The sequence below is a fragment of the Paenibacillus sp. NPDC056933 genome, assembly GCF_042674385.1.
Classification (GTDB): Bacteria; Bacillota; Bacilli; order Paenibacillales; family Paenibacillaceae; genus Paenibacillus.
Genome location: NZ_JBHUQN010000008.1, coordinates 33,489 through 50,406 on the forward strand (window position 1 = coordinate 33,489; position 16,918 = coordinate 50,406).

19 protein-coding genes and 1 pseudogene are annotated in these 16,918 nt (G+C 40.7%); 7 read left to right on the forward strand and 13 right to left on the reverse strand.

From position 1 onward, the window contains the following. Positions 1–95: 95 nt before the first annotated feature. Together ACFTRD_RS30160 and ACFTRD_RS30165 are read right to left on the reverse strand one after the other, a co-directional pair. Positions 96–311 (reverse strand): helix-turn-helix domain-containing protein, encoded by a 216-nt coding sequence (locus tag ACFTRD_RS30160; protein WP_379386438.1) that lies wholly within the window; start codon positions 309–311, stop codon positions 96–98. A gap of 2 nt (positions 312–313) precedes the next feature. Beyond that, positions 314–529, reverse strand: a complete 216-nt coding sequence (locus ACFTRD_RS30165; protein ID WP_379386440.1) for a helix-turn-helix domain-containing protein — start codon at positions 527–529, stop codon at positions 314–316. Positions 530–672: 143 nt separating this feature from the next. Between ACFTRD_RS30165 and ACFTRD_RS30170 the strand changes: the two genes are divergently transcribed. Together ACFTRD_RS30170 and ACFTRD_RS30175 are read left to right on the forward strand one after the other, a co-directional pair. Further along, a complete protein-coding gene (locus ACFTRD_RS30170; protein WP_379386442.1) occupies positions 673–960 on the forward strand; it encodes a hypothetical protein in 288 nt (95 codons plus the stop codon). 104 nt (positions 961–1,064) lie between these two features. Further along, on the forward strand, positions 1,065–1,139 hold the full coding sequence (locus ACFTRD_RS30175) for a putative holin-like toxin (RefSeq protein ID WP_379386656.1): 75 nt from the start codon (positions 1,065–1,067) through the stop codon (positions 1,137–1,139). A gap of 184 nt (positions 1,140–1,323) precedes the next feature. Here ACFTRD_RS30175 and ACFTRD_RS30180 read toward each other — a convergent pair whose 3' ends face one another. From ACFTRD_RS30180 to ACFTRD_RS30190, 3 genes are read right to left on the reverse strand one after another with little or no spacing between them, the layout of a single operon-like run. Next, positions 1,324–1,857: an isochorismatase family protein gene (locus ACFTRD_RS30180; RefSeq protein ID WP_379386444.1), complete on the reverse strand. Its 534-nt coding sequence runs from the start codon at positions 1,855–1,857 to the stop codon at positions 1,324–1,326. Between the two features lie 48 nt (positions 1,858–1,905). Then, complete coding sequence (locus tag ACFTRD_RS30185) at positions 1,906–2,292, reverse strand: iron chaperone (protein ID WP_379386446.1); 387 nt, start codon at positions 2,290–2,292, stop codon at positions 1,906–1,908. Positions 2,293–2,333: 41 nt separating this feature from the next. Continuing rightward, positions 2,334–3,032 (reverse strand): M48 family metallopeptidase, encoded by a 699-nt coding sequence (locus ACFTRD_RS30190; RefSeq protein WP_379386448.1) that lies wholly within the window; start codon positions 3,030–3,032, stop codon positions 2,334–2,336. 725 nt (positions 3,033–3,757) lie between these two features. Between ACFTRD_RS30190 and ACFTRD_RS30195 the strand changes: the two genes are divergently transcribed. After that, positions 3,758–4,387 carry an NAD(P)-dependent oxidoreductase gene (locus ACFTRD_RS30195; protein WP_379386451.1) on the forward strand — a complete coding sequence of 210 codons (630 nt, stop codon included), beginning with the start codon at positions 3,758–3,760 and terminating at the stop codon, positions 4,385–4,387. 64 nt (positions 4,388–4,451) lie between these two features. Continuing rightward, the gene (locus ACFTRD_RS30200; protein WP_379386453.1) at positions 4,452–4,898 is read left to right on the forward strand and encodes an Rrf2 family transcriptional regulator; all 447 of its coding nucleotides are present in this window, start codon (positions 4,452–4,454) and stop codon (positions 4,896–4,898) included. 47 nt (positions 4,899–4,945) lie between these two features. Here ACFTRD_RS30200 and ACFTRD_RS32590 read toward each other — a convergent pair. The 5 genes and pseudogenes from ACFTRD_RS32590 to ACFTRD_RS30225 all read right to left on the reverse strand — a co-directional run. Beyond that, a pseudogene (locus ACFTRD_RS32590) lies at positions 4,946–5,253 on the reverse strand (transposase); the annotation flags it as partial. 139 nt (positions 5,254–5,392) lie between these two features. Then, complete coding sequence (locus tag ACFTRD_RS30210; RefSeq protein WP_379386455.1) at positions 5,393–6,844, reverse strand: glycoside hydrolase family 1 protein; 1,452 nt, start codon at positions 6,842–6,844, stop codon at positions 5,393–5,395. A 64-nt stretch (positions 6,845–6,908) separates the two neighbouring features. Beyond that, positions 6,909–8,306: a PTS transporter subunit EIIC gene (locus ACFTRD_RS30215; RefSeq protein WP_379386457.1), complete on the reverse strand. Its 1,398-nt coding sequence runs from the start codon at positions 8,304–8,306 to the stop codon at positions 6,909–6,911. 57 nt (positions 8,307–8,363) lie between these two features. Further along, positions 8,364–9,197 (reverse strand): PRD domain-containing protein, encoded by an 834-nt coding sequence (locus tag ACFTRD_RS30220; protein WP_379386459.1) that lies wholly within the window; start codon positions 9,195–9,197, stop codon positions 8,364–8,366. A 46-nt stretch (positions 9,198–9,243) separates the two neighbouring features. Beyond that, positions 9,244–9,735, reverse strand: a complete 492-nt coding sequence (locus ACFTRD_RS30225) for a PTS sugar transporter subunit IIA (RefSeq protein ID WP_379386461.1) — start codon at positions 9,733–9,735, stop codon at positions 9,244–9,246. Positions 9,736–10,330: 595 nt separating this feature from the next. On the opposite strand from ACFTRD_RS30225, the gene ACFTRD_RS30230 reads away from it, so the two are divergent. Together ACFTRD_RS30230 and ACFTRD_RS30235 are read left to right on the forward strand one after the other, a co-directional pair. Beyond that, positions 10,331–10,843 (forward strand): GNAT family N-acetyltransferase, encoded by a 513-nt coding sequence (locus ACFTRD_RS30230; RefSeq protein WP_379386658.1) that lies wholly within the window; start codon positions 10,331–10,333, stop codon positions 10,841–10,843. Positions 10,844–11,319: 476 nt separating this feature from the next. Beyond that, entirely contained in the window at positions 11,320–12,078 is a 759-nt protein-coding gene (locus ACFTRD_RS30235) for a GNAT family N-acetyltransferase (RefSeq protein ID WP_379386463.1), read from the forward strand. Between the two features lie 39 nt (positions 12,079–12,117). On the opposite strand, the gene ACFTRD_RS30240 is transcribed toward ACFTRD_RS30235, so the two are convergent. Both ACFTRD_RS30240 and ACFTRD_RS30245 read right to left on the reverse strand, forming a co-directional pair. Next, positions 12,118–12,552, reverse strand: a complete 435-nt coding sequence (locus tag ACFTRD_RS30240) for a hypothetical protein (protein ID WP_379386465.1) — start codon at positions 12,550–12,552, stop codon at positions 12,118–12,120. A gap of 70 nt (positions 12,553–12,622) precedes the next feature. Continuing rightward, positions 12,623–13,042 carry an ester cyclase gene (locus ACFTRD_RS30245; protein WP_379386467.1) on the reverse strand — a complete coding sequence of 140 codons (420 nt, stop codon included), beginning with the start codon at positions 13,040–13,042 and terminating at the stop codon, positions 12,623–12,625. A gap of 317 nt (positions 13,043–13,359) precedes the next feature. Here ACFTRD_RS30245 and ACFTRD_RS30250 point away from each other — a divergent pair, with 317 nt between their 5' ends. Then, positions 13,360–15,900: a transglutaminase domain-containing protein gene (locus ACFTRD_RS30250; RefSeq protein ID WP_379386469.1), complete on the forward strand. Its 2,541-nt coding sequence runs from the start codon at positions 13,360–13,362 to the stop codon at positions 15,898–15,900. Positions 15,901–16,026: 126 nt separating this feature from the next. Here the strand turns inward: ACFTRD_RS30250 and ACFTRD_RS30255 are convergent, their stop codons facing one another. After that, the gene (locus tag ACFTRD_RS30255) at positions 16,027–16,905 is read right to left on the reverse strand and encodes an SDR family oxidoreductase (protein WP_379386471.1); all 879 of its coding nucleotides are present in this window, start codon (positions 16,903–16,905) and stop codon (positions 16,027–16,029) included. Positions 16,906–16,918: the final 13 nt, after the last annotated feature.

Below are 16,918 nucleotides of genomic sequence, written 5' to 3' on the forward strand. Positions count from 1 at the left end.
AGACACAAAAAAAAGACCGTCCCACGTAAAGAGATTCGGTCTGCATGTTAATTCCTGTCGTCCTTAATAAACTCAATTGAGCTGTTGTATAACGATCACTTCTCGTCACGAAACTTGATCAAATCCCCTGGCTGACACTCCAGTGCAAGACATATTTTTTCAAGGGTGTCAATCGTGATCGATTTGACTTCAAAACCGCTATCCGTTACCCATTGTCCAATGGTGTTGGGACGAACTCCTGTTTTTTTAGCCAAAGCATACATAGACATACCTTTATCCTTCAGAACCTGTTCAAGAGTGAATTTGATCATTTTTAATGACCCTTCTCGTCCTTAATAAACTCAATAATGTCCTGCACTTCACAATCCAAAGCCTCGCATATTCTGTCCAGCGTCTCGAACTTCACACCATCTGTTTCCTCATTATATAATTTGCCAATCCCATTTCTATGTAATCCGGTTAATCGGGATAATTCAGCAATGTTAATTCTTTTCTCACCCATTATGCGAGACAAATGAACTTTAATCATACATCTTCTCCTCCAGATTAAAATGCATACTGAAATATTGACAAAGCACACTTCAAAGTGTATTCTTTAATAAGAATATTAAACACTTTAGTGTTTATTTAGAAACTCGAGATGTTTAAAAAAGCCTATAAGAGGTGTGCTGAATGTTAGAATCTTTGGAATCCTTGGCAGAACCGTTAATCCGAACGCGCTTAGAGTTATTATACAACAATTTGTCTCACACGCAGCCTGATTATACCAAACTATCTGAAGAATCTGATCATTATTTTCACACTATTCGCCAAGCTTTACCTGGGAATCTGAATCAGACCATTTTTCTATATGAGGATACTCAGCTCTCCATGCAAACACTTCTGGAAAGAGAGATTTATTTACAAGGGTTTCGGGATGCCCTACAGCTAATGAGCGAGTTACATATACACAGATTCTAACCCCATATATTCTTACAAAATATGCTATAATCAACAAAGCAATAGAATAGGCTTAAAAGGGTCGGTCGGCTACCTCGCCACGAAGGGAGGGATGCCCTGTGACAGTGTTTGAAGCAATCATGCTGATGCTTACCTTCGGTACGCTCATCGTTGCCATTCTGTCCAATACACGCAAATAGACCGCCCCCCGTAGCAAAGGAATGCGGTCTATTTCATCGTGCCCTCATGTTACCGAAGCCCACCGCCCTTAAAAGCGGCTATTGCTCGGAGAGTCGTGTTACCAGCACGGCTCTCTTTGCATTTTACGTCTAATCTGCCCTTATTATACCATACTCCAATCTCTGGCGTCACATACAAACCAGGTTATCCACGATACATTTCCTTATACTCATCCATGTATAAAACCTCAATACAGTTGGACCAGTTCAGAATCGAACCGACAAAGTCCTGGATGTCCAATCCTGGCATTTCATACGTCTCTTCTGTATTTACTGAACCGGTTGCGTCCTCGATCAGAGTGACTTTGAATCCTTCATGTTCGGCGGTAATTGCCGTAAACAGGCAACAATATTCTGTGTTAAATCCAACAATAAACACATGTTCCACCTGATGTTCATGAAGCCATTTCTTCAATTCCGGGTTGCTAAAGGCGTTAGGTTTACTTTTTTCCAGAATCGTATGCCGCCCAGTATTAACCACAAACTCCCGATCCGCAGCATTCTTGTAAAAGAGTGAAGACCCTTCGTGATCATAGTCTACATGTTTCAAGTAAATGACCGGTTCATTCCGCTGTTCAAAATCAGTGATAACCGCTTCAATTTTGCTTACCTGTTCTGTAAAATCCCTCAATGACGTAATCCCGTATTGCACATCCAATACAATCAGCGCTTTGTTCATATGCTCTCCCCGTGCTTTAGTAGATCGATAGGCGTTTTCCACAATACACTACTTCTTTCGTTTCTTTTCCTTAGCCTTCTCCACATTTTCATACACCCGGAATTGCACGATCCGGCGGATCAATTCTTCTGGCAATGGTTGATCCAAGGGAAATTGGACCGATCCTTTGGCCCCTTTATATCGTGAGAGTTCTTCCTTGAATGCTTCGATCCCACTGGCACTCGGGTAAAATCCGATATGCTTGGCGTACGCTGCAAAATGAACCAAGTTCCCGTGCTCTGCATATGTTGGCATCTTGTAACTGATCTTCTCCACGGCATTAGGAGCAGAGTCGCGAATCATCTGTCTTAATGCTTGTAATTTGACCTGTACATCCGAAGGAAATTGCGAGATATATTCATCTACCAGCACATCAAAAGGGGTACTCTCTGACATCTTGAACTCCTTCCACCACGTCCATTCGTGGTACGCGTATTTTACAACGTCATGGCTCGGCCATTTCGCATCAGATAATCTTCCTTGGCTTTGTAGTCGGGCATAATACTGCCCACACGACGCCAGAACGAACGATCATGATTCATATGATGAATATGGCATAACTCATGAATGATGACGTAATCAATCACCTCTAATGGAGCCATCGCCAAGCGGTAGTTGAATGTCAGCTTTTTATCCCAACTGCAGCTGCCCCACTTTGTTGCCGATTCGACGATATCTACCGACTTCGGTTTCACCTTGAGCTCTTGCTGGTAACGTCCAATTCTTTCACCAATCATTCTTTTACACTCGGCAAAATAAAACTTCTTCAGATTCGCACGCAAATCCTCTTCCGAACGTCCCTCTACTTCAATTAACTCATGCAGCGCATATTCTTTGCCAAAGAGCAGAAACTTCCCTTTGCCTTCCTCTTCATATTCTTTCGCTTGAGGACCGTCCAACGCCTGCTGCATCAGAGCTGATTTCGTCAAAATCACTTCCCCATGCTGCGCAACAAGTTGCCGGATCATGTCTTCGCTGGTACCATTGGGAGCCTTGATTGTGACCATATAAGGCAAGTCCATGGTGATGGAGACTTTCTTGCGTTTTCCATATTCAATATGACATTGAATGACGTGATCGTTTATTTTAATCGTTAGCATGCTGTGCTCCACTTCTTTCGTGTCAGTATTTTGCATAATTCGATTCTACTCGCTCTAAGGTACAAGAGGTAGACGAATAGAACCATTTCGGGTTTTATCTTCGAAGGGCCTACCCGAATAGGTTTAGGAACGATGAAGGAATTGAGCGGAGCAATCCCCATCATGTATGAGCATTGCCCCAGAGTCTTTAGCTTCCCTGCTAGGCCCGTTAAGAATCCCAATGGAACCCGGGTGATTTTTCCGGGGTCCATTGGGATTTAGGGCCGATGAACCGGGGGATTAAACACCTGTTTGCTTCACTTTTTTAGGTTTGATGTGTACGGGGTCCTACCAACAAAACGCGGAAAACATACGCTAAGCAAATTTCGACATGAAGAAAGCCGATTTTTCCTACGAATAATTTTGTTGCTTCTGTAAGATAAATAGTATTCCAACCGCTAATAGCGTTTATTAGAATATTTAAAGCATAGAAGCAGCCAAAATCACGCCACTACGGCGTTTAGGATCACCGGACACGACCAATGGTTTTCCCTCATAGTCCAGATTTTTGGCTATCTCCATGGACGCGGATTTAAATGATTTAATGACTTCATTTATGTCCTGCTTGATATGTGCCTTCCACGAATTTCCTCTCTTTTCTTCGTTCCATCAAACCTGTAACAAAATTATTTACAAGCCAAAAAGAATCTGTTATGATCAACTTGTAATGAAATGTATTACAAGATAGGAAAAACCAAAGTGAATTATAGGAGGATTTCATAATGAAAATCGCAGTTGTAGCAGCAAATGGCAAAGCCGGACGACTAATTGTCGAAGAAGGGTTAAATCGTGGTATGGATGTCACTGCCATCGTTAGAGGGGAGAACAAAACACGCGCAAATGACGCAATTATCAAAGATGTTTTTGAGATTAATAAGGAAGATCTAGCAGGATTGGATGTAATTGTTGACGCAGTCGGTGCTTGGACGCCAGAAACAGTTCATATTGTTCCAGATGCGGCTAATCATTTGGCGAATCTTTTGAAGGGAGCAGACACAAGACTGTTAGTAGTTGGTGGAGCAGGAAGTCTGTTTGTCAATCCAGAACATACGAAGACCGTTTCGGATGTTACGACTTTCCCAGAAGAAGCAATGCCAGTACTTAATGCACACCAGAAGGCACTTGATGATCTTCGCAAGTACGATGATGTTAACTGGACCTATGTCAGTCCTGCAGGAGATTTCCAAGCAGATGGTGAGAGAACTGGAAAATACATTCTCGGTGGCGAAGAGTTGATTCTCAACAGTAAAGGAGAGAGTGTCATTTCTTATGCTGACTATGCAATTGCAATGATCGACGAGATCGAGTCAGGTAGCCATATCAAAGAAAGAATCAGCGTTGTTAGCGAATAACAACAGTGATCTGCATTGACAGATTTCTTGTAAGAGATTACCTTACAAGAAGGAGGTTGTTGAGATGCAGATTTCAAGTAAGTTTACGATAGGGGTTCATCTTCTCTCGGTAATTGATTATTTGGGTGAAAGCGAAAAAGTTACCAGTAACATTCTGGCGGGTAGCATCGGTGTGAATCCTGTTATCGTAAGAAATGTAATGGGAAGTCTTAAGGGAGCTGGTATCATCAGCATTAGTCAAGGGAAAAGTGGTATTACTCTTTCAAGAAAAACTTATGAAATCACATTCTATGATATTTATAAAGCAGTAGACTCTGTAAAGGAAGAGAGTCTATTTCATTTCCATGAGAATCCTAGTCCAGAATGTCCGATAGGAAGCAATATCCATAAGGCAATGGATTCGAAATTGGATAGAATTCAACAAAGCATGGAAAATGAAATGCGTAATATTACGGTTGCCGACGTTATGCAGGATATCATCAAAGAGTTCGAAATCCCGGAATTCCCTTAATAAATCAATGAGAAGCGTGTACTCTTCCATCGGTGCTAAAATCGATGGAAGAGTACACGCTTCTTTTTTTTATCTTGAAAACGGCGGACAACATTCTTTCCGTATGTTGTGAAATGTGGGACCTTGTCATCTAGCGTTAACCCCAGAAACTAGCGGTAAGCATTATTGACTTCAATTTCCTTGATAGTCTGACGCATGGAGCGAATGCCGAATAGGCATTGGATAATAGGGTTTTTGAGGAGCAGTCAAAGGTCTCCTCAATCTGACGAAGTAAGTAGACTTTAAGAAATAACTCGTCTAGACTGTAAAAACCGACTTGACCACGATTGTAGGCCGGATTTTCCTTGTGAAGCATACTCTTACCTCCCGATAATTCCTATATCAATTATACTACTTACATATGACAAAGTCGTTAGAAACGCAATTCTAACGACTTTGTCTTCAGTCTGAGGGCTGACGATTAACTCGTCAGCCCTAAATTAATTGTGTTGATTTTAACTGAGATCCTCACCGTTAGATTCAATCACTTTTTTGTACCAATAGAAAGAATCTTTGCGGTATCTTTTGAGTGACCCGTTTCCTTTTTCATCTTTATCAACGTAGATCATACCATATCTTTTCTTCATTTCACCTGTACTCAGACTTACAATATCAATACAACCCCAAGCAGTATAACCAATAAGGTCTACGCCATCCTTAATAGCTTCTTCCATCTGTTGAAAGTGTTGACGCATATATTCGATTCTATATGGGTCATGCACACTTCCATCAGCTTCTAATGTGTCATCTGCTCCCAAACCATTTTCAGTGATAATAATTGGAAGTCGGTATCTGTCATAAAATTCATTTAAGAAGTATCTTAATCCTTTTGGATCAATTTGCCAGCCCCAATCACTTGTGTCGAGATACGGGTTTTTGACTCCGAAAATCAGATTTCCTCCTGTTTTTTCAGCTTCAGGATCAGTACTAATACAGCCTGTGGAGTAGTAGCTGAATGTAAAGAAGTCAACAGTTCCTGATTTAAGGACATCCGCGTCTCCCGATTCCATTGTGATATTAATTCCGTTTTCTTTAAAATAACGTTTCATGTAATAAGGATACTCTCCTTTTACATGTATATCACCAGCGAAGAAGAGTTGTTCCCGTTTTTGTTTTTGTGCAGCGAGCATATCATCCGGGTTTGGCGTATAAGGATAAGAAGTTAAACCTGCAATCATACAACCAACTTGATAGTTACTGTCAATTTCATGTGCAAGGTTTACAGCTTTTGCACTCGCAATAAATTGATGGTGAAGTGCAGTATAACGTCTGCTGATATGTTCCGCTGTTTCATTCGGATATTCCATAGGTCCGAAGCCACCAGCAATAGACATAATTCCCCCGTTAAAATATCCACCTGTTGAAAGTGATAGCGAGTTAATTTCGTTAAATGTGAGCCAATATTTCACAAGCCCTTTGTACTCACGGAATACTGTTTCGCTGTATTTAAGGTAAAAATCAATACATTTTCTGTCTGCCCATCCATCATACTTTATAGCAAGGTTGTAAGGCATTTCATAGTGGGACAACGTGACAAGTGGCTCAATTCCATACTTTTTAAGTTCTTGGAAAACGGAACGGTAAAATTCAATACCTTCTTTATTGGGCTCAGCATCATCACCGTTAGGAAAGATTCTAGTCCAAGCAATGGACATTCTGTAGATCTTGAATCCCATCTCAGCAAACATGGCGATATCTTCTTTATAATGATGGTAGAAATCTACAGCTTCATGTGAAGGATAAATAATTCCTTCTTCAATATTTTCCGTATATTTCCGAATAACTTCTCTTGATCCTTGAGCTATATGGTCTTGTGTAGAGTGACCTTTACCTCCAACATTCCAAGCTCCTTCAACTTGGTTAGCTGCTGTTGCTCCGCCCCACATAAAATCATTAGGAAATGTCATGTAATTACCCTCTTTCATTAAAATTATTAATGTATTATAAATTTGAGTGTTACCACGGCTCAGTTTATCCTACTTTTTTTTCTTCAAAACCCCAAATTAATGTGATTAAAAAAGTAGAAATAATGGATAAGGCTATAGCGATAATACCATTGATAATATTGCTTGCGTCAGGACCTGCTAACGCAGGGATTCCAAAGATTCCACCACTTCCAACAAAAGCATATGCGTATACTTTGGTGAGACCTGCATAAATCCCGCCAATAAAATTACCTATAAGGACGGCATATAATGGTTTCCTTAACTTCAACACCACTCCAAACAATGCTGGTTCGGAAACACCGCCGGCCATAGAAGTTACTGCGCAAGAGGCTGAAGTCGATTTGAGCGTTTTTCCTTTCGCTCTTAATGCAATCGCAATACATGCTGCGCCTATACTGAAGTTTGTGATGATACTTCCAATAATTACAAGAGGTTCATACTTCACAGAAGCCATCATTTGAACAAGATAAGGGGCCAATGTTGTATGCATACCTGTTAGTACCAGTAGAGGGAACAGCGAAGCCATAATTGCTACTCCAAGGAACCCGACTTTGTCATACAAAAAGATAATGCCTGTAGTGATATAATCACCTACAATAACACCTAGTGGTCCCACTATACACAATGCGATAGGTGTCATTACAAGTATTACTGCCACTGGAACAAAAAGTGCTTTCAGGCTTGTTGGTGAAATCCTACTAAAGAATCTCTCAACATACGACATTATGAAAACGATCATGATTATTGGAAATACAGTGTTTCCGTATGAAGCCAGGGTTACTGGGATTCCAATAAAACTTAACGCTTCGTTATTAGCTACTTTGGATACAAACGTCGGATCAATTAGGATAGCACCAAATAACATTCCTAAAGGAGCGCTAGTATTAAATTTTCGAGCAGCACTTGCTCCAACAAATACGGGTAAGAAATAGAATGCAGCATTACCTACAAGATTTAATATTGTAAGTGTAGCGCTTTCAGTAGATAAAAGACCCATATTTGTCAACAGCAAAACCAATACCTTTATTAATCCGCCACCAATTAAAATCGGGATTACTGGCGCGATACTCCCAGCAAGTCCATCGAGTATTGCATTCAAGCTAAATTTCTTTTTTGAACGTGTAGTTCCTTTTTCTTCCTGTGAATCGTCTTGAGCATTATCTTGAGTGAAACCTGCTTTTTCAGAGATCGCTTTATAAGCATCACCTACCGTCTGACCAATAACAATTTGGAATTGGTCACCTTGCCACTGCGCTCCTATTACCCCAGAGATTTTTTCAATTTCTTCTTCATTGGCCAAACTCTGATCTTTAAGATTGAATCGTAACCTTGTTACACAATGAGTAGAATAGCTTATATTATCTTTTCCGCCGATATTGGCTAGTACTTGATCAGCAAGCTCATCATAATTCTTTTTAGACATTGTTGCCGCACGCTCCTTATGATCTTCATTAATTCCTGTCAGTAATCAATTGAAGAATTAATGACTATGCCTTTCTCGATTACACAAGCGACTTACATGTAGAATTAGATACAACGACTCTTCTTCGTTAAGTTTCCAATTATGTTGTTCAATGAAATATTGTTTTATTTTATCCACACAATTTGAAAATTCAGAAAATTGTTTTTTTAATTCTTCATAAGTGATCTTATATTCATCTGTTGCTTCTAGTTGTTCCCCTTTTTTATTCAATAGTGTCTTTAAATGAGTAACAAATCGTATATAATTGAAATCTTCCGTGTTTATCTCGATTTGGAAATGATCTTCAATTATTCTAATGATGTCATCCATAATTTGTTCATTGTGTTTAGCCTTCTTTGCATTAAAAGCTGATTGAGCATTTATAAAGTGAACAGCTATACTTGAGGCTTCCCCACTAGGTAGTGCAATCTTCATTTCCTTTTCGATTAGTTGAACTGCTGCTTTTCCAATTTCAGTTTCTAGTGGATAAAGCCGCTCCACACTAGATTGTAAGGGATATTTTATATTAACTTTTTTTTGTGCCCGTTCAATTGCAAAATTGATGTGATCAGCGAGAGTAAATGTAATATTTGGATTTAGATTATATTCAATCTTATTTTTAGCCAGATCAACTATCCTTGCAGTTAGTTGAAAGATGGATTCAGGAACAAAATTGAATAAGTTTAGATAACGCGGATCAACCCCATAAAATGTCCGATCAATCAAGCTCAAATCATCGAGTTCATATGGCATTGGCTTAAAACCTATACCTTTTCCGAATACCACAAGTTCCTGATTGTTGTTATCAATACATATGGCAACGTTGTTATTAATCTTTTTAACAACTTTCATAGTAAGACTCCTTTAACATTAAACTTGTTGCCTCGACTTTATCTGGTTACTTTTTTTCGTAATGTATGATTTCCGATTCGCTTTTGGTAACAAACTCAGATATATTATTTATTGACAAATTGTAATTGTCTCCATTTGTAATTATCATAGGTGTGGTTAAATCAATTGATTTTTCTTCAATAAAAGAGCGATCAATTTTAACTAAAGGTTCTCCAAGTTTCACTTTTTGATTTTCTTTAACAAGTACATCAAATCCTTGACCTTTTAGAGAAACCGTATTCATACCAATGTGAATGAGAACCTCAACACCGTCTTTATTCCTTACTGCAATTGCGTGAGAAGTTTTTGCAATTGTATCGACTGTTCCTGAACAAGGTGAATAAATAGTGTCGCCTTCAAAAACAAAAGCCACACCTTCTCCCATCATTCTCTTGGCAAATACTTTATCGGTCACTTCTGATAAATCAATGCACTTACCATCTACAGGCGCCTTTATACTCTTATCTTCATTTTTGGCTTTATTGAACAGTTTAAACATAGTCTCCACCTTCTCAATTGTTGTAATTTCATTTTTTGGTGCTTCTGTGTACTCAGAGAACGCAAAATAACCCCTCAATGCACACCTAATGAACAGGTAATGCCCCTGAGGGGTTACAATCCTAATATCATAGTACCATAATATCGAAATTTGTCAACTGAGGTCTAATAAGCCTTAAAACTTTGTAAACCGGTCAATTTTAAAAAAAGAAAGAAGTTGGCACAAAGAAACTCATGATTCTTTTTACAGGACTTGGAATGCCCGTGTCAAATTGCTTGATCCTTTACATGGAATTCTATTCATAAGCTTAGTTTCAGTGACAACTTTTTACTTAAGAATTTTCAAGGTTATACAACAGCATTGATAAAACCTTTATTAATTTCTCTGAAGCATCTATGCTAGCGAAGAAATTAAACCGTAACACGAAAGAGTTATTACACTTGACAGTTCATCAAGGTTATGAACCGAAAGTTTAAAACAGGTGACCTGTTTTTTATTTTTGCTTTAATACCCGGAACGCTGTCTAGCACACATATTAGAATAGAAACAAAAAAAGACCCTCTTCTAACGAAGGTCTTTCTTAACAAAAAACTTAATCCATTTCTTTACACTCGAAAAAGCAGATTTGAAGCATATTGACGGAATTATTGATGTATGTACTTTAGGTTACAGAGCCACGTATAGGGAAATTTACTCTAAAGAATACACTGATAGAATTATTCGTGATTTTTATAACTACGATCGCATACTTAAAGAAGTTACAATTGTAAATAAGAACTGGGGAGGGGACTTCGTTGCTATTGAAGATGATAATGTTATAGGTGCAGGAGCAGGTGGAATGCTCGATGATAAAAACACAGAATTATTTGTCCTGTATCTCAAACCTGATAGAAGAGGTGAAGGAATTGGCTCTAAGATATTACATGCTATATCTGAGCAGCAAAAGAATTCAGGGGCAATAAAGCAATATGTATCCGTTCAAAAAGAAAATAAAAAAGGGATTCCTTTTTATGAAGCAAAGGGATTTTCATTTTTACATGAACAAGAAAGCTACGCTAATTCAGATAATGACACATACATATCTTTACGGTACGTTAGAGAACTCTAGCTTATATTTTATCTTCAACTATCGGGGGCTAGAGTTTAATAAGTCAAATAAAAAAGTCGATTCCTTAACGTACAGGAATTCGACTTTTTTCAGAACGAAATTTGCTTAGTTCTACATCTTGCCGATTGGAAGTCGCTCATGAGATTTATGCAAAATGCTCGTGTTCTCAATTCAATACGATTGTATACCATCCCAACATCATCTGCACATATTGTATTTTCATACACCGATATGTATTATTATAATATAAAATTAGTTTTTGATGATATGTGGAAGTAGTGGAGGGGACGAAATCGATTCTGGAGAAGCGAAGCGGCCGCCTTTATTCCCGGATTTCTCCCCTGAGAAGGGAGATGGAAAGAAATCTGGGGATAACAGCGATCGGAAGAACGATTCGTAACCGGAACGGCTACTCCGCAGAACTGTCAAGCATCTATTTCTGAAATTAACTTGATAAAAAACGAGAGGATGCTGCTATGAATCCGATAACCGATGTTGATCACAAAACCATTGAAGAATTATCCCTAAATCACTGGCAACCCTTATCCACCTTGCTTTATGACGGATGGGTACTGCGTTTTGCCAATGGATATACGAAGCGAGCCAACTCCGTCCAACCCATTCACTACTCGACCCAGGATGTACATGAAAAAATTGAAGAATGTGAGCGAATCTACGCGTCCAATCAGTTAAGTACCATATTTAAGATTACTCCTTTTATCCAGCCGGAACATCTCGACCACATTTTGCATGAAAAAGGGTATGACGTTGTGGATCTGAGCCGGGTCCAGACTCGAAGCCTGGCAACCATTAAGGAGCCTGAGCACTCTGATGTAAAAATGGACGAACAGTTAACCGGAGAGTGGTTGGATCACTTTTGCAGACTGAATCAGCTAAGTGATCTGCATCGGGGAACGATGGAACAAATGTTGAACAACATCCGTACGCGCACAGGTTTCATCTCGCTGTTCATCGACGGACAAGTCGTTGCTTGTGGATTCGGTGTGGTGGAACAAGGCTATATTGGATTGTATGACATCATTACAGACGCTAACTTTCGGAATCAGGGATTGGCGGAGCAGATGATCCTTCATCTGTTGCATTGGGGAAAAGCGAATGGTGCTACGTCCAGTTACCTGCAAGTGGTTGCTAATAATGCTCCCGCATTAAAACTTTATGCCAAGCTTGGATTCTCGGAAATCTATACCTACTGGTATAGGGTCAAGAAAGCATAGACTTTCCTATAATCACTTACCAGCATGAGCCGAAGGCTTTTACAAACTTTTTAGTTTATTGAGGTCGGTAGCCAGATGCACACTCAATCTGCCGGACATCCCTTGTGCAGAAGACATGCTCACATAAAACAAACCCGTTGACCAAGCTTGGTCACTCCAATAAGTATGCTCTTTTCCATCTGCCGGGACAGTATAAGACATTTTTGCGGTTCCAGTAGTAGATTCTTGGTTGATCGTGAACGTGAACGGTTTCGAACCTATATTTTTAAAGCTCACTTGCACATATTCAAATCCCACCGGGATATTAAACTGTTTCGTAGTCGCAGTACCTGCAAGATCCTCATTATTCAATACTGATAATGTGGAGGATGTGTTGACAACAGTTTCATTATTCATTGAAGCTGTTGTTATTACTGTAGTAATAATGGCGGTGGCGGCCAGAACTGCCATTGCCATTTTTGTGATGTGTTTCATGATGTCACCTCCACATGTTATACCCGTATTTAAATAATTTAAGAAGTCTCTCCTGTGAAAGAGCTGGTGCTCAGCTCTGATTGCGCTCCAATTGTTTCTCGATCCCCAGCCTATCGATTTGAATCCAGTATTCTGCAATTCTCTCATTCTCCACTCGATATACCGCACTCGCCATTTCAATCACGGGCAGGTTGGTCGGCGCATATCCATCCACTTCTCCAACATGAGTACCCACTTGTCTCCAGCGTACATATACTTTATCTCCCTGAGCAAGCAGCTCCTGAATCTGCAGCGAAAAATCTCCGTACTCCTCAATCATTTCCCTCACATGATCCGCATAGACAGAAGGCGTTCTTGTGACTGTCACTTCCTCTTCCGAGATCACCTGGTGAGCCAGTACCTGCTCGGCCATCAGAGTATTGGCATAATCAAGATTGCGACCGGAGCGCACCTCTTCAAAAAAAGTTCTGACAATCTGTTCTGGTGTCATCTAAGCCACTCCATTTTTCGTTTTATCATGCATTGTACCAGAAGTCTCGACAATTCTCACTCTCTCACAAAGATCAATTTAACTGGCTCTTATACAGGATTCTTACTCTATTGTATATAGTCATAATATACCATTACACATCTTGACAATAAGTCTATATGACCATAGACTAGCAAAAGACATTAGGTAATTAATAGGAGGTTTTGCTGATAAGAGGTTCGAAAATAGGTTTTAACCAGAAATGATAATCTTCAGTGTTTAGATTTTTTAGAAATTAGCCTTTGCAACAACTTAGAAAAACGAGAAAGTGGTGTACCATGAAACGTTTAATATTGATTATGTTTACGCTCACCCTGTTATTGGCTGGATGCCAGAGCAATGACAAGGAGAGTAGCCCGTCCGAGAATAACCCTACAGAAATAGTAGAAGGCTCCAGCGTATTAAGTTTGAAACAGAAGTACGGATCTGAATCGAATAAAGCCATTATGCCGATGTACAACGTAGCTCAAGATGAAGAATTTAAATTTAAATTCAAAGCAGATCTGAAAAATAGCCGTATACAAGCAAGTGATATGATTAGTGTACATACCGATATTAAGGCCCTTGAATCCAGCAAAGTTTACGCCATACCAGAAATCAATGACAATAGTGTCTCCATTAAGCCTCTTGGATGGGGTGTTTTAACCTCAGATAAGTTACGGACACAGGAGCAAAGCACTTGGGGCGGTGCCCCCATTTATTACATTCGTATTAACTATGATCTGGATGCCGAAAAGCTCACGCTACTGGACCAACCAATGATCATTCCTTTCACAGTAAAATCCGAGCTGCCTGTTCCCAATCTCAAATATGAAATCGACAAGGATAAGCGCTTTAAACTGACTTGGGACAAGGTCGAAGGTGCAACCGAATATAAAATTTATAATCGTGCAGATCGAACGGTTATTTTTGAAACAAACAACGTACCCTTGCAAGGAGCGGAGAAAGCCTTCAATGGAAGCAATCCATTGGTTTTAACCACAACAACGGAAACATCCTTTAATGACTTTATGGCAGATGGAAAAGGCGGTCTCGGCACCATTAATGAGCAGATGACTTCTTATCAGAACCATGGTATGAAAGGTGAATATTACGTCACAGCGGTCAGCGGAGATAAGGAATCCAATTTCAGCAACGGTGTTGCCACTGCCCCTCTATCTAATCAGTTGCCGATGGCTTTAAAAGAACAACTGTATATGAAGAAATTGAAGAACATGAATGAATTGCCTAAAACAACAAGTATTGAGTACATTGATGGTTCGTTTTCCCAAGAAACGATTGTCTATGACACCGCTGGTGTAGAGATTTCAGAGTTCAATGAAACGAGTATTCCTTTTCACATTAAAGGAACAGCTCTGAAAAGTTACGTACGAGTGGAAAATGTGACTCAGGAGGATCTGGATAAATTAAATAAACAAACGGTCGCAGAATCCAGTAACGGACTCGTAGAACCGAAAAATGACACACCTTACGTCCCTGCACCTGATGTGCCAACCATCATCAACAATCATGATACACCAGCATCTGAGCCTTCAACGGAAACAGAAGCGGCGGCGGAATCTACATCTACGGAATCCACAACCGATACTGGAACGTCAGAAGACAAAACTGACCCGGTATCCAACGAGGCTTCCGATGATACTTCCGATAAGTCTTCCGATAAAGCTTCTGATGAAATTACGAGTGAATCTAATGATCCAGCTTCCGAAATTGAAGAGGATAATCTGGTAGATGAGCAGAAATCCAATACACAGCAGAATGTGGAGCAAGGTAATCAGGAAACGGTTCCTGAGCCAGCTACAGGCGATAAACTTATAAATGCAGATTCTGCATTGGAAGAAGTTTTGGCCAAAAACATGATTGCTGCGCAAGACAAGATCTCATTGAAAGCTTTTCCCGAAGCCCAAAACTTCACAACACTCTCGGATGTGGTCCTGAAAGTGATGTACCAGAATCCATTGATTCTGGGTGTGGAAGGTTTTGAATACAATTACGGTACACTTACCCTTTCGATCCATTACAATGAATCGGCAGATGTCATCCATAAGAAACAGGACGAGATTATTGCCAAAGCAAACGAAGTGGTTGCTTCCATCATCAAGCATGACATGAAGGATGATGAGAAACGGAAAGCCATCTACGATTATCTGAACGATAACGCGAAGTATGATGATGCTGCATTGGAAAATGCGGAACAGAACAACTTTAAAAATGTGGATGCACAGTTCAACGATTCGTTTACAACTTACGGTATCCTTGTCAAAGGCGTTGGCGTATGTGCAAGCTATGCTTCCGTCTACAAACTGCTCTCCGATCTGTCTGGACTGGAAAGCATTGTCGTAACGGGAGCATCCAGCGGTGTTCCTCATGCGTGGAACAAGGTCAAAATCGGGAATGAATGGTTCCATGTGGATGCCACCAACAACCTGACCAATTCCGGTATTCCTTACTTCCTGTACAATGCAAATGATGAGACGGCTGAAAGTCAGAAAACGATTGCGGATAAGGATTACTGGCTTGATTCCGAACTCGCTCTGTTTAATGGCGAAAGTGATGCGAACGATTATTATGTACAGAACGATCTTGAAGTTGCTTCGATTAGTGAATACAAAACGAAGGCTGAGAGTGAACTGAAAAATGGGGAGAAACGGGTCATTCTACGTTTTGCCTCGCCCGTTAATTCAGATGAACTGATGACCGCCGCAAGTGAGGCTCTAGCTGCGGTGGATGAAGCCCTTCTGGGTACGGCGCAATTGGCTACACTCGGCAGCTACGCCATTCTGGACCCTAAACCGGATCAGAAGTCATCCAATAATTAAGAAAAATTATTCCATAACAACAAGGAACTCCATTCACCTTCATCGGGAATGGAGTTCTTTGCTTCTCTTTTCTTCACTTGCCTATGTTCACTGACCTATCACTCATAGGCCTTTTATATCCAAAGTTTACGGACTAACCGTACCACCATTGGCGTTCAGTGTCTCACCGCTCACATAGCTCGATTCCTGACTCGCCAGAAATACAAACGCAGGCGCCATCTCGGCAGGTTGCCCCGCACGACCAAGCGGTGTGTTTGAGCCGAAACTGGCAAGCTTCTCCACCGGTTGTCCACCAACCACCTGAAGCGGTGTCCATACCGGACCTGGCGCGACGACATTTACACGGATGCCTTTGCTGCCGACCTGCTGTGCCAGCGCTTTGCTGAAGGTGTTGATTGCTGCCTTTGTTGTTGCATAATCCAGCAGGATTGGAGATGGCTTATATGCCTGAATAGAAGACGTGTTAATAATGGAACTGCCTGGTTTCATGTGTTTCACCGCTGCTTTGCAGAGCCAGAACATCGAATAGACATTGGTTTTGAACGTCGCATCAAATTGTTCTGTGGTCAGATCGGCGATCTGCTCAACAAACTGTTGTTTACCTGCCACGTTGGCAAGAATATCGATCCCGCCGAGCTCTTTTACAGCAGATTCAATGAGTTCTTCGCAGTACTTCTCATCCTTGAGGTCACCTGGAATCGCAACAGCCTTGCGGCCTGCTTCTTCGATCAGCTTGATCACTTCCTTGGCATCGGCTTCTTCCTCAGGAAGGTAGGCCAGAACGACATCCGCGCCTTCACGGGCAAAAGCGATGGCTGCTGCCCGACCAATGCCGCTGTCGGCTCCGGTTACAACCGCTTTGCGTCCGGTCAGACGCCCGCTGCCTTTATAGCTTTTCTCACCCGCATCAGGAACAGGAGTCATTTCACGCTGAAGTCCCGGCTCTTCCTGCTGCTGTTTCCAATCTGATGTTGCCTTCGGATATTGTGTCGTCGGATCTTGCATGGTGTGTTGGTCC

Coding starts and splice junctions, on each gene's coding strand:
- ACFTRD_RS30165 (WP_379386440.1), bottom strand. CDS start 529: ATGATTAAAGTTCATTTGTCTCGCATAATGGGTGAGAAAAGAATTAAC.
- ACFTRD_RS30190 (WP_379386448.1), bottom strand. CDS start 3,032: ATGCAAAATACTGACACGAAAGAAGTGGAGCACAGCATGCTAACGATT.
- ACFTRD_RS30215 (WP_379386457.1), bottom strand. CDS start 8,306: ATGTCTAAAAAGAATTATGATGAGCTTGCTGATCAAGTACTAGCCAAT.
- ACFTRD_RS30200 (WP_379386453.1), top strand. CDS start 4,452: ATGCAGATTTCAAGTAAGTTTACGATAGGGGTTCATCTTCTCTCGGTA.
- ACFTRD_RS30240 (WP_379386465.1), bottom strand. CDS start 12,552: ATGAAACACATCACAAAAATGGCAATGGCAGTTCTGGCCGCCACCGCC.
- ACFTRD_RS30160 (WP_379386438.1), bottom strand. CDS start 311: ATGATCAAATTCACTCTTGAACAGGTTCTGAAGGATAAAGGTATGTCT.
- ACFTRD_RS30225 (WP_379386461.1), bottom strand. CDS start 9,735: ATGTTTAAACTGTTCAATAAAGCCAAAAATGAAGATAAGAGTATAAAG.
- ACFTRD_RS30250 (WP_379386469.1), top strand. CDS start 13,360: ATGAAACGTTTAATATTGATTATGTTTACGCTCACCCTGTTATTGGCT.
- ACFTRD_RS30180 (WP_379386444.1), bottom strand. CDS start 1,857: ATGAACAAAGCGCTGATTGTATTGGATGTGCAATACGGGATTACGTCA.
- ACFTRD_RS30170 (WP_379386442.1), top strand. CDS start 673: ATGTTAGAATCTTTGGAATCCTTGGCAGAACCGTTAATCCGAACGCGC.
- ACFTRD_RS30195 (WP_379386451.1), top strand. CDS start 3,758: ATGAAAATCGCAGTTGTAGCAGCAAATGGCAAAGCCGGACGACTAATT.
- ACFTRD_RS30245 (WP_379386467.1), bottom strand. CDS start 13,042: ATGACACCAGAACAGATTGTCAGAACTTTTTTTGAAGAGGTGCGCTCC.
- ACFTRD_RS30255 (WP_379386471.1), bottom strand. CDS start 16,905: ATGCAAGATCCGACGACACAATATCCGAAGGCAACATCAGATTGGAAA.
- ACFTRD_RS30210 (WP_379386455.1), bottom strand. CDS start 6,844: ATGACATTTCCTAATGATTTTATGTGGGGCGGAGCAACAGCAGCTAAC.
- ACFTRD_RS30235 (WP_379386463.1), top strand. CDS start 11,320: ATGAATCCGATAACCGATGTTGATCACAAAACCATTGAAGAATTATCC.
- ACFTRD_RS30220 (WP_379386459.1), bottom strand. CDS start 9,197: ATGAAAGTTGTTAAAAAGATTAATAACAACGTTGCCATATGTATTGAT.
- ACFTRD_RS30185 (WP_379386446.1), bottom strand. CDS start 2,292: ATGTCAGAGAGTACCCCTTTTGATGTGCTGGTAGATGAATATATCTCG.